Raw genomic sequence first — 12,472 nt, 5'->3', positions numbered from 1 at the left:
GCTTTTTTGTCGAGTTTCTAAAATTTCAGGTTGGAAACTAACTAATTAAACTGTATGGAATTTACTTTTTATAGCATCAATAAGTTCGTCAGCAGTAGGCTTAAATTTTGGTTCAGGAATCTTGATACTTTCTGCCCAAAGATAATAAACTTTTTCCAAAGATTCATCATGAACACTCCAAGAAATTTGTTTCTTTTTGGTATTCACTTGAACTAATAACCATTCTTGTTTTTGGGAATCTTTCGGTTGAGTGGCAAAAATGAGGCAAGATTTATCACGATATGCCTCATTATACTCTAAGCTATAGAGTGATCCTTTCCATCCAAAGTCTCCCACTGTTGCCAAATAAATTGCCTGTTCTTCTTGTTCATTTTTGGGAGTGAAAATATAAATTTCTTGAGGAGTTTGATTAGAATAAACTTGAGGACACCAACCAAATTTGTCTAACATAAAGTCCAAAAGTTGATCAAAAGCTTGTGTATCATTTGTCATCAAAGCAACATCCCCATCTTGATCAGGTTGAGTTCTTACCCATTTTATTTGTTCTTTAAATTTATGATTAGCAGCTACCACAAAAGCATTATCAATAACTAATTCATAGTCAACCCCAATGTATCCTTTTTCTAGGAGTTCTTCAATGGTTTTATCCGAAGGAAAAGGATGATTAATTGAGTAATCATAATCAGCAGATGAAATCGGATTATGTGAAGGCTGAGAATTAGGATTATCTGGTTGTTCCATTAATTCTTTAGCACGAGCAATAATTAGCTCTTTTTTGCTCGAAATTCCCCGAATACTATTAATGGGAAATTGTGATTCTTCTCCGTTGGATAACACGAGAGAAAAAATCAAATTATTTTCATCATTAAAATACAATTTGATTAGGGTTTTAGCTTCATCTCCATCAATATTAATCCCACAATAATCAATGGTATCTTTCATTTGTAGGCGATCTCTATCTAAGTCATTACGCTTAAATAGTCGTTTAATGGCATTAAATCCATTAATTTCTATCTGAGTGGTGATAATTTCTTCAAGATTAGAAGGAATTTGTGGCATTTCAGAAGGTGTCTGATTAAACTCTTCTATCTGAATAGTTTTGTGCTTAATTGATTTCATTTCCTGTTGTTTTGATTGACTTAGTTCCTGTTTTAAGCTATCAATTTCATCATGTAATGCCCTCAGTTCTTCTTGATTTTCTTCCCGCGCTAAAGCCATTCCTTGAACTACATAATCGAGATTATAAATATGTAAAAGTGCTTCTCTCATTTCTTCTGCTGAAGCAAAACGATTTTGAGGTAAAACAGATGTTGCTTCTTTTAACCAAGATAACAGAGGAGTAGAAATCATATCCTCTACTTGCGTTAAATCTAATTCATAATTTTCAGTTATTTCAAATTTATGGGGAGGAACACCTGTTGTTAAAAATAACATCGTCATTCCTACGGCATATAAATCACTTTGAAAGAAGGTTTTACCAACTTGTTGTTCAATAGGACAATAGCCAGGAGTCCCGATAATTGTACCTGTTTTTCCTAAATCAGAGGTCGCTACATCTTTAATAATACCAAAGTCAATCAAAACAGGTTTACCGTCTCCTTGACGTAAAATAATATTGTCAGGTTTAATATCCCGATGGATAATTTTTTGCCGATGAACTGTTTCTAAAACTTCTAGTAAAGATAGCATAAGCTCAATAGCCCGTTTATCTGCCATAACATACCCTTGTTTAAGATATTTAAGAAGTTCATCCATTAAAGTATTACCTTGGATAAATTCTTGAATTAAATAAAAATTGCCTTCAAAATCAAAGAAATCAATTAAAGAGGGTATTTGTCCATGAGAAACCCCTAATAGTTGTAGGACCTGTGCTTCTTTTTTAAATCTTTCTAACAAGTCTAAATTTCTGGATTCATCTTCTCCCAATTTTTGAAGTTTAGCAACATAAATAACAGGCACTGCTGTCATTAAACTCCTGACTAAAAATGTTGCACCAAATCCTCCTTCTCCTAAGATCTTGGTGACTTCATACTTATTCGCTAAGCGATAACCTGGCTGAATATCTTTAATGTTTTTTCTAAGTTTATTAGCATCAATCGCTGCCTGATCATCTTGGCTATCTTCTGAAAACAAATTGAAAATTTTATTCAACATTTTTGGGTTCCTCTTGAGTCATTTTTATGGATAAGTTAAGGGATGAAAAAAAAGGCGATAGTCTGACACTCCTCAATAACCTTGTTAACGGCACAGCTATCTAATAATGAGTATTCCCAAAACTCTGCAAAAACTAACAACCTGCATTCCGTGACTAAGATTGATAAAATTTTCATGAAGTTGATAGGCGATCGCTAAACCTTCCCCCATAAATGGGAATACTAAACCTAGCGCAAGAAATCAAGTAATAGGAAATAACTATGTTAGCGAGGGTTTGGAGTGCTTCATTAGTAGGCATTGATGCGGTAAAGGTTGGGGTAGAAGTTGATGTTTCCGGGGGACTTCCTGCCATCACAATTGTTGGTCTTCCTGATACTGCTGTACAAGAATCTAGGGAAAGAGTGAAAGCAGCCCTAAAAAATTCAGGTTTTGCCTTTCCCGTGCGTAAAATAATTATTAATTTAGCCCCTGCCGATTTGCGTAAAGAAGGCCCCTATTTTGACTTACCAATTAGTGTGGGAATATTAGCCGCCTCAGAACAAATTGATGCCCATTTATTGGGGGATTATCTATTTTTAGGGGAATTATCCCTTGATGGCAGTTTGCGCCCCGTTGCTGGCGTTTTACCCATCGCTGCTGCCGCCCAAAGCCTGGGAATCACAGGGTTAGTGGTTCCCGCCGATAATGCCCAAGAAGCCTCTGTGGTCAAAAATTTAGCGGTTTACGGCTTCAAACACCTCTCAGATGTCGCTGACTTCCTCTGTCAACCCCAAAACCATCAACCTGTAACCTTTCAACCTACCCAAAATGTTGAGCGATCGCCTGTTTCCTGTCTCGACTTAAAAGATGTCAAAGGCCAAACCCACGCCCGTCGCGCCTTAGAAATAGCGGCCGCAGGAGGACACAATTTAATTTTACTGATATGTTGGGTTATAATTTGTTGTCCCTCTGGTTCTTCTTTGATTTTCTCAAGTAAATCTTGCGCTAATTGAATAATATCAGGATCATCATTCACCTTAGCTATTTCCACTTCTTCTTGCAGCGTAGTTTTGCGACCCTCAGACTCAGGCTTTTTTTCCAATTTATCAACAGCATCAATCAAATCGCTTCCTGAACCAAATTTCTTCTTTAAAGCCGATTTTAGAGCATTATAACTATCTTTGATAGCATCTTTACTCAAACCAGCTAGACCCGCCAAGATTGCTGTTGTAATGGTATCCATCTAAATTTCCTAGAGAATTGTTAATGGTTATCTGCTTCATTTCAATTTTACTCAATTCCGGCTGTTTTTAAGATTAAGCTGAGTTTTGACTATTACTAGAAAATTGATGCTATATTTGATGTCATAATCATCATCAAGTAGGCATCCAATGATGACAAAACCGATAACTCGTACTACTTTGAGCTTACCTACCATTCTTTTAGCGGCTACTGATCGAGCAGTAAAGCAAGGAAAAGCCAAAAGTCGCAATGAACTAATTACACAAGCAATACAGCATGAACTTGAAGCCCTACAAAGGGCAGAAATTGACGCAGAATTAGCGGAAATGGCACAAGATCCCGACTATCAGACAGAAGTATTAAGAATGGATGCTGAATTTTCGTCTGCGAGTTGGGAGGCTTTGGAGTTAGGGGAATCTCAAGAATGAAACGGGGAGAAGTTTATGATGCTCGTCTTGATCCCGTTGAAGGTTCTGAGCAAGGCGGAAACCGTCCAGTTATTATTGTTAGTCGAGATGCAATTAATGCTTATAGTCCAGTCGTTTTAGTTGTTCCTTGCACAACTTATCAATCCCAAAAGCGAATTTATTCAACTCAAGTATTAATTCAAAGCCCAAGCGGGGGACTAACTAAAGATTCTATCGCTATGGCTGATCAAATGAGAGTATTATCTAAAACTCGCTTATTACGCTTACGAGGTCAACTTTCTGAGCCACAAATACAAGAGTTAAATCGAGCATTATTAATGGCTTTAGACTTGCCTGGGCAATTTGAAAATTTTTCAACCTAACTATTTATGAAATTAATTTAATGAGACAGTAAATTATTTACAGTTTACGGGCATACTAAACCTAACCGAACTATTTAAGGAACTCAAAAAATGTTAGCTAGGGTTTGGAGTGCTTCATTAGTGGGCATTGACGCGCTTAAAGTTGGGGTAGAAGTTGATGTTTCAGGGGGACTTCCTGCAATTACAATTGTGGGACTTCCTGATACTGCGGTACAAGAATCTAGGGAAAGAGTGAAAGCAGCCTTAAAAAATTCAGGTTTTGCCTTTCCCGTGCGTAAAATTATTATTAATTTAGCCCCCGCCGATTTGCGTAAAGAAGGCCCCTATTTTGACTTACCTATCAGTGTGGGAATATTAGCCGCCTCAGAACAAATTGATGCCCATTTATTGGGGGATTATCTATTTTTAGGGGAATTATCCCTTGATGGCAGTTTGCGCCCCGTTGCTGGCGTTTTACCCATCGCTGCTGCCGCCCAAAGCCTGGGAATCACAGGGTTAGTGGTTCCCGCCGATAACGCCCAAGAAGCAGCAGTGGTTAAAAATTTAGCGGTTTACGGCTTCAAACACCTCTCAGATGTCGCTGACTTCCTCTGTCAACCCCAAAACCATCAACCTGTAACCTTTCAACCCGCCCCAAATATTGAGCGATCGCCTGTTTCCTGTCTCGACTTAAAAGATGTCAAAGGCCAAACCCACGCCCGTCGCGCTTTAGAAATAGCAGCCGCAGGAGGACACAATTTAATTTTTGTTGGCCCCCCAGGTAGCGGTAAAACCATGTTAGCCAAGCGTTTACCTGGCATTTTACCGCCCTTATCCTTCTCAGAAGCTTTAGAAGTCTCCCAAATTCACTCAGTCGCCGGATTACTCAAAAATAGGGGTTCTCTGATCCAAGATCGCCCCTTTCGCAGTCCCCACCATTCCGCATCTGGGCCTAGTTTGGTTGGGGGTGGCAGTTTTCCTCGCCCTGGTGAAATCTCTTTATCTCATCATGGCATCTTATTTTTAGATGAATTAACCGAATTTAAGCGCAATGTTTTAGAATTCTTGCGCCAACCCTTAGAAGATGGCTATGTCTCCATTTCTCGCACCCGCCAGTCTGTTACCTTTCCGGCTCAATTTACCCTGATCGCAAGTACGAATCCCTGTCCCTGTGGTTATTTTGGCGATCCAATTCAAGCTTGCACCTGTTCCCCCCGTCAACGAGAACAATATTGGGCCAAATTATCAGGGCCATTAATGGATAGAATTGACCTGCAAGTGGCGGTAAATCGCCTCAAACCCGAAGAAATGACCAGACAAGGAACGGGAGAAGATTCTAAAACCATCAGGGAACGGGTAAAACTGGCCCGCGATCGCGCTCAAAATCGCTTTAAAGAAGACAAATCTGTGTCTTGTAATGCTCAAATGCAAACCATCCATTTACGCAATTTTTGTCAATTAGATGAGGGGAGTCGTAACTTATTAGAAGGGGCAATTCGTAAGTTAGGATTATCAGCAAGGGCGATGGATCGAATTTTAAAAGTATCTCGTACTATTGCTGATTTAGCTGAGGATGAGATATTAAAAAGTTATCATGTCGCCGAGGCAATTCAATATAGAACTATTGATCGAATGCAGTGATTAATGTTAAAACATTAGGATACGGAATAAATCATGCAATGGAAAAGAGGATGGAAACTGCTAAAAACTATCATCAATATTTAATTGAATCTTTAAAAAATCCAGCAGAAGCAGCAGCCTATCTTTGGGCAATTTTACAAGAAGAAAACCATAACTCCAACTATTAAAAGTTGCTTTAGAGAACATTTGATCGAATGCAGTGATTAATCTCAAGAAAGGAGAACAAGAAAAGTCGTTATGGTTAAGCTTAAAAAGGAAAGTGATCCGAAACTTTAAAGACGAAGAAACTCAAAAAATCTTTGAACGTCAGCGAGCCAAAAAATTGCCATCAGAGATTCAACAAATAGCATTACGCAAATTAAGGATGCTAAATAGGGCGCAAACAATTCAGGATCTCAGAATTCCGCCCGCTAATCGGCTAGAAAAACCAAGTGGTGATAGGAAAGGACAATATAGCATCAGAATTAATAATCAATGGCGAATTTGCTTTGAATGGCAAGAAAATGATGCCCTAAATGTAGAAATTGTTGATTATCATTGAGGTAACAAAATGAATGCCGATAAACTAACTCCCATCCATCCAGGAGAAGTGCTTTTAGAAGAATTTCTAAAACCGATGAATCTCAGCGAAAATCAAATCGCTTTAGCCATGAAAATTCCGACCAGTCGTATTAATGAAATTATTCAAGGAAAACGTAGAATTACAGCAGATACAGCCCTAAGACTCGCCCGTTATTTTAATATGTCACCCCAGTTTTGGTTAGGTCTACAAATGGATTATGATCTAGACATTACAGAAGACGAAATTGGTGAACAAATTGCTCAAGAAGTTCTAACTTTAGTAATTTCTAAAATCTGAGATATAAAACATAAAATATAAACAAAAAAAGCGATTAAACTTTTTTTGTAAGATGAAATCAAATGGTTAACTTCCCAGGGTTAAATCGATCTCAATCTTCTCATTTTATTCTTTATAAAGCTCCTGTAATTTTTTGCTCACAAGTTCTTTAGTCATATTTATAGCTTCGTAAATTAAAGTGATTGCATCTTTCTCCCATGTAGGATCTGAGTTGTTAATTTTATCTATCTTGTAAATAGCAATATGCTAGAAATATTGCTATAATACAACGGGAAAAATTATTTTTCATGAATATGAATCAATCATTAACAATTATAGTTATCGGTGGGGGTGCTGCTGGTTTTTTTGGAGCGATAACTTGCGCTAATACCTATCCTAATACACAGGTTATTTTATTAGAAGCAGGCCGTCAACCTTTAGCCAAAGTTCGTATCTCTGGAGGGGGTAGATGTAATGTTACTCACCACTGTTTTGATCCGGTACAATTAATTAACTATTATCCCAGAGGAAGTAAGGCATTAAGAGGGGCATTTACCCGCTTTCAACCTAGGGATACAGTTGCTTGGTTTGAGTCTCAAGGGGTTAAGTTAAAAACTGAATCTGATGGGCGAATGTTTCCCATCACAGATAATTCAGAAACCATTGTTAATTGTTTAATTAATGCTGCCTTAAATGCCGGGGTTAAATTACGCACTCAAACCCCTGTTAAATCTGTTAAAAAAATTGATAATGGGTTTGAAATAGAATTAAAAACTGGAGAGATTTTATCAGGCGATCGCCTTTTAATTGCTACCGGAAGTAACCCATTAGGCTATCGTTGGGCCACAGATTTAGGTCATACCATTGAACCGCCTATTCCTTCTCTATTTACCTTTAATATTAATGATCCACGCTTACAAGGTTTAGCCGGAGTTAGTGTAGAAAATGCTGCGGTTTGTCTCTTAAATTCAGGTAAAAAACCTTTACAACAAATTGGGCCAGTTTTAATAACCCATTGGGGTTTAAGTGGCCCAGCTATTTTGAAATTATCGGCATTTGGAGCTAGAATATTACACGATAATGCCTATCAAATGTCCCTATCTATTAATTGGGTTTATCCCCGAAACTCTGAAGAAATTAAACAAATTTTATTAAGAAGCAAATCTCAATTTACCCGTAAATTAATTACTAATTTATGTCCTTTGGAACTCCCTAAAAGACTCTGGCAAAAACTCATTAACTATTCAAACATAAATGAATCTAAAAAATGGACTGAATTATCTCAAAAAGAAATTAATCAATTAACCCAGGAACTAACCCAAGGACAATATAAAATCAAAGGAAAAGGAGTATTTAAAGAAGAATTTGTTACCTGTGGCGGTATTAATTTAAAAGAAATTGATTTTAAAACAATGGAAAGCAAACCCTGTCCTAATTTATACTTTGCTGGCGAAATTTTAGACATTGATGGAGTCACCGGAGGCTTTAATTTTCAAAGTGCCTGGACAACTTCTTGGTTAGCAGGAAAAGCAATAGGAAAACATTAAATTAAGTAGGGGTCAATGGCCGTTGACCCCTACCATGAGGGCTTAGTTAACAATATTAATAATCATTACTATTATTCTTAACACGCCAGCCATAAGTTGCATTAAGATGACGAATATAAGGATTAGAATTAATCGCTTGATCAATCATATAAGCTGAGCCTGTTAATACTAAAATATCATCTTGTTCTAACCTTTTTAATTCTTGTTGATAGGCTTTTTCTGGATTATTTTCTACCAAAACATCAGGAAAATCCAGCCTTAATTGCTCTGCCAAACTTTCTGGATCTTGACCAGCATAAGAAGCCCCCGTGATCACAATTCTTTTAGCTAGTTTAAGAATAGATTCAAAGACTTGACGCACATCTCTACTGCGTGTTAAACCAAGCAAAAAACAAAACTTTTGATTAGGATAAGTATAACTTAATTCCTCCGCTAAACGAGTAATTTTATCGGGATTATGTGCCACATCAACAATCACATTCGGAGCTACATTAGCAAATCGGCCCGGTAATTTAGACACCATAAATTCCAGTAAATGAGGAAGAGTAAGCTCTGGATGAAAATAACGAATTACTTGACTCGCCAGGGCTAAATTCCGTAACTTAAATTCAGGGGCATTTGGTTGAAGTTCTCGCATTTTTTCCACTGCCTTTTGGTCTATTTGTATCACATTTGCGCCTTCTGCTTCTGCGGTTTTCACCACATAGGGCAAAGCAGCATCCATTTCCGCCGTAAAAAAAGGAACCCCAGGACGAGCAATACCCGCTTTATCCATGGCCCTCTGCCATAATTCCGTTCCCAAGGACTGAGGATGATCGTTCCCCACATTTGTCAACACACAAGCGACCATATCCAAGGCCATCAAAGGAGTATAGCGTCCCCCACATCCCACTTCCATCATGCCCCATTTAACGTCATACTGTTCAAATAGGTGCAGAGTCATCAAAATACCTGTTTCGGCAAAGCTTAGGGAAGTCTGTTCATACCCTTCCTTTAAAAATTGTCCATAAAGCTCTTGAATCTTCCTATAAGCTGCCACAATATCATCATGAGTAACCTGTTGACCATTAATGTGAAATCGTTCTGCATAGTCAAAAACATGGGGGCCAGTCCAAGACCCGCTACGACTAACAGACTTGAAACCTTGTTCTAAATAATAGGCAACTGACCCTTTGCCATTGGTTCCGGTAATTTCAATTAGTTGGGTAGGATGTCCTTTGGGCCAAAAATACTTAATTATCTCTCGAAAAAAGGCAATCCGTTGCTTTTTTTGGGTCGTCCAATGGCTATGGTAAATTTCATCAAGGGTAACGAGGTAACGGGGGTCAAATTTATCTATGTCTTGAGCCATTAAGCATCTATAAGGGTAAAGTCACTGTAAATATTGTCCCTTCTTTTAACACACTTTCTACTTTAATTTGCCCCTGATGATTTTCTACAATTGCCTTAGCGATCGCTAACCCTAACCCTGACCCCCCAGAACTTTTACGGGAAGGATCAACTCGATAAAAGCGATCAAATAAATGAGGTAATGCTGCTTCGAGAACTCCTTGTCCTGTATCTTTGACCTTAACTTGTAACTGCAATAAGCGATCACGTCTAATTCTTTGTAATTCTATCTCGACCGAGGCTTCTTTTAAGGCTATTTCTGGCCCATTTTCCTCAGAAAAACTATGTTCTAAGGCATTACTAATTAAATTGGTAAACAACCGCGCTAATTGATCCCAATCTCCTTGTAATGTAAAATTATCTTCAGAATTATTCTCAGGTTCCACAATATGTAAGGATAAAAAAATTCCTTTTTGTTCGGCAAAAGTTCTTTGCTCTTCTATCACTTCAATTAATAAAGCATCTAAGGGAACATCTTGTTCACGAATCTGTAAAATCCCACTATCAGAACGGGCTAAAAATAATAAATCATTGACCAAATTTCCTAACCGTTGGGTCAATCTTTCAACTACTTTTAACTGTCGTTGTTGGAGTTGAGGATCGGCTTCAGGATAGGCTAAAGCCATTTGTACATTGGTTTGAATTGTCGCAATAGGATTTCTTAATTCATGGGAAGCATCTGCTGTAAATTGTTTTAAACTTTGATAAGAATCTCGAATCGGTTTAATGGCTATTCCTGATAATAACCAGCCAATAAATCCTACAATAATAATGGTAATAATTGTACCAATAGCTAGATCAATACTCAATTGACGAATCGGTTTTGTAACTTCAAACCAAGGATGACTAACCCGTAAATATCCTAAAACATAGCGATCAAAATTAATCCTTTGAGTTACCTGTCTTAAAATGCGATCGCCACCCAGATGCACTGTTTCTGCCCGTCGGTTAAGATGAATAGGGATCAACGGTGGCTCCACAAAGGTAGACCAAAGTAATTCCCCTTGAGGGTTAAACCATTCAAGATCAATGTGATCGTCTTCTACCCCCTCGGTATTGTCCCGAAAACTCGCTTCTACATTCACTTTATAGCGTCCCTCAGTCAAGGAAACCGATTCAATGACCAAAGAACGGTTGACTACTTCTACCACGTGCTTAAGGGTATCATCAACCCGTTCTACTAGGGTACTGCGAACATAAAAAAACACCCCTGTAGCAAAGAGAAGGAGCAAAATAGCCGTTACCGCAGTGTACCATAGGGCTAAACGACGGCGCGTGGCTTGAAACATAGGGGAATTATCAAAGGGGATTATCTCATCTTAACTTGTTTTAAACAAGATAAATCGACTTTGCCAAAATGGACACTAAACGCTAACTGAAGATTTTCTAAGGATTTAACTAACCAAGGAACCCCTTCTTTCGCAAAAGATTCATAGTGATTAAATAGGATCGAAAAGCGTTTTTCTAAATAGGGCTTTACCTTATTACAGATTAGAATAACTTTGAGCAATACTCCCATAGTTTGAGTAACCCCTAAATTAGAAATCATATCCACAAAAACGTAGTGTTCCGGTTGTTTAGAACTTTCTACCACAAAGAAATTCAACAACTGACTTGAGGTGCGTAACATGAGAAACTCGCTGGGTTTCTGTTGATTACATTCCGGTAAAGTGTTTTGTAAAATTTGATAGAGTTTTTTGTTAAATTGACCTTTCGTATAGTTCGAGTCCAAAGAACTGAGAATATATTCATATAAGTCGTCTTTATAGCGTCCAAAACTTTGAGTATGAACAGTATTACTTAAAAAGTTTTGTGACATACTTTTATAGGTATAACTGCCATCCACTGTGCCAACAAAGTGCTTTAGAGCTTGGTTTAACTCTTTATCTTTTAAGAGGGTAGGATTTTTGACAGGACGAATAATCCGCCCTTCCTCTTGAGATAATTGAGGAGTATGGGCCATTTGCGCTAGTCGAACTTTATAGGTGACATAGCGAGATAAATTGACCTCAAAACGCCGTTCCGTTTGAGATTTGATTTGTCTAACGGTTTGTTGGTGTTCTTGACTGCTGTCGTCTCCCAGTAAACAATGATTATAGAGGTAGGGATAGCGATGAATCAAATTGCCAATGGAGTTAGCATTTTGGGGGTTTTGCTTGCTATCAATTACCCGTGCTAGTCGTTGTAATTTGACATATTGATCGGACTGAGTAAAGTTTTTGACCAGATAGCGAACCCGATTAGCCGTGTTATTATAGCCACTACGAGGCGGGGCTAAATTCTCAAATAGAGCAATTAACTCAGGAATCGCAACTTGAGACTGGGGCTGCATCTGCCAACAGTTAATCAAAATGTGGCAACAACGGTTAAAAAAGTAGTTGAATTGATGTTCAATGTTCTTGCGCTTGGCAATGGCTTCTAAAGCAGCATACAATTGTGCTTCTCGAAAACCTCTAGCCTCAACAAATAAGTGGCGGAAGTCTTCAATCAACTGAGGAGGAGAATCGGTTCGTACGTGCTGTAATAAGTAGTCGTAGAGAACTTGTTCTTCTAATGAGACTTGTTGTCGAGTGTAACTTTGGGATAGATTGTTCATGGCCGTCAGCCCTTCTCAATTGATTAAATTCAACCTGGGGCTGTAAAATTCCGTTTATATTAGGAGTGAATTTATTGCCCAGTTTTTTGATGATGCTAGAAGTGTCTCAAACATTTTTAGCCGATTGGTCCAGATTAACATTGGATTTTCTATCACTCAAGATTATCACAATCTGGGGAGTCTTTATTAAGGACATTTCTCCAGGAAAAATTGTTGATCACCTCTCAGCTAACTCCTCTGAATGCGAGTTCAAAATCAGACATGGTCTGTTAATACTTATTGATCGATAATGACATTCCTTAAAGTAACGGAAAAGA

Annotated in this window: 10 protein-coding genes and 2 pseudogenes; 7 read left to right on the top strand and 5 right to left on the bottom strand. The window is 38.0% G+C overall.

Annotated elements, in window-relative coordinates:
* Positions 1-45: 45 nt before the first annotated feature.
* On the bottom strand, positions 46-2,154 hold the full coding sequence (locus tag VB715_RS12210; protein WP_323301487.1) for a protein kinase domain-containing protein: 2,109 nt from the start codon (positions 2,152-2,154) through the stop codon (positions 46-48).
* A 260-nt stretch (positions 2,155-2,414) separates the two neighbouring features.
* Here VB715_RS12210 and VB715_RS12205 point away from each other — a divergent pair.
* Positions 2,415-3,074, top strand: a pseudogene (locus VB715_RS12205) (magnesium chelatase domain-containing protein); the annotation flags it as partial.
* A 62-nt stretch (positions 3,075-3,136) separates the two neighbouring features.
* On the opposite strand, the pseudogene VB715_RS12200 reads toward VB715_RS12205, so the two are convergent.
* Positions 3,137-3,376: pseudogene (locus VB715_RS12200) on the bottom strand (hypothetical protein); the annotation flags it as partial.
* 148 nt (positions 3,377-3,524) lie between these two features.
* Here VB715_RS12200 and VB715_RS12195 point away from each other — a divergent pair.
* From VB715_RS12195 to VB715_RS12170, 6 genes are all read left to right on the top strand, one after another.
* Positions 3,525-3,803 (top strand): ribbon-helix-helix domain-containing protein, encoded by a 279-nt coding sequence (locus VB715_RS12195; RefSeq protein ID WP_323301486.1) that lies wholly within the window; start codon positions 3,525-3,527, stop codon positions 3,801-3,803.
* Complete coding sequence (locus VB715_RS12190; RefSeq protein WP_323301485.1) at positions 3,800-4,165, top strand: type II toxin-antitoxin system PemK/MazF family toxin; 366 nt, start codon at positions 3,800-3,802, stop codon at positions 4,163-4,165. The genes VB715_RS12195 and VB715_RS12190 overlap by 4 nt, the downstream gene beginning before the upstream one ends.
* 90 nt (positions 4,166-4,255) lie before the next feature.
* A complete protein-coding gene (locus tag VB715_RS12185) occupies positions 4,256-5,785 on the top strand; it encodes a YifB family Mg chelatase-like AAA ATPase (protein ID WP_323301484.1) in 1,530 nt (509 codons plus the stop codon).
* Positions 5,786-6,044: 259 nt separating this feature from the next.
* On the top strand, positions 6,045-6,326 hold the full coding sequence (locus VB715_RS12180) for a type II toxin-antitoxin system RelE/ParE family toxin (protein ID WP_323301547.1): 282 nt from the start codon (positions 6,045-6,047) through the stop codon (positions 6,324-6,326).
* Positions 6,327-6,335: 9 nt separating this feature from the next.
* Positions 6,336-6,644, top strand: a complete 309-nt coding sequence (locus VB715_RS12175; protein WP_323301483.1) for a HigA family addiction module antitoxin — start codon at positions 6,336-6,338, stop codon at positions 6,642-6,644.
* Between the two features lie 293 nt (positions 6,645-6,937).
* On the top strand, positions 6,938-8,170 hold the full coding sequence (locus tag VB715_RS12170) for an NAD(P)/FAD-dependent oxidoreductase (protein WP_323301546.1): 1,233 nt from the start codon (positions 6,938-6,940) through the stop codon (positions 8,168-8,170).
* A 55-nt stretch (positions 8,171-8,225) separates the two neighbouring features.
* Here the strand turns inward: VB715_RS12170 and VB715_RS12165 are convergent, their stop codons facing one another.
* From VB715_RS12165 to VB715_RS12155, 3 genes are read right to left on the bottom strand one after another with little or no spacing between them, the layout of a single operon-like run.
* On the bottom strand, positions 8,226-9,521 hold the full coding sequence (locus VB715_RS12165; protein WP_323301482.1) for a glutamate ligase domain-containing protein: 1,296 nt from the start codon (positions 9,519-9,521) through the stop codon (positions 8,226-8,228).
* Between the two features lie 7 nt (positions 9,522-9,528).
* Positions 9,529-10,848 carry a HAMP domain-containing sensor histidine kinase gene (locus tag VB715_RS12160; RefSeq protein ID WP_323301481.1) on the bottom strand — a complete coding sequence of 440 codons (1,320 nt, stop codon included), beginning with the start codon at positions 10,846-10,848 and terminating at the stop codon, positions 9,529-9,531.
* A gap of 20 nt (positions 10,849-10,868) precedes the next feature.
* On the bottom strand, positions 10,869-12,155 hold the full coding sequence (locus tag VB715_RS12155; RefSeq protein WP_323301480.1) for a hypothetical protein: 1,287 nt from the start codon (positions 12,153-12,155) through the stop codon (positions 10,869-10,871).
* Positions 12,156-12,472: the final 317 nt, after the last annotated feature.

The organism is Crocosphaera sp. UHCC 0190, assembly GCF_034932065.1.
GTDB lineage: Bacteria > Cyanobacteriota > Cyanobacteriia > Cyanobacteriales > Microcystaceae > UHCC-0190.
The sequence above is the reverse complement of the archived record's forward strand: the minus strand, read 5'-3'. Positions and strand labels throughout refer to the sequence as shown.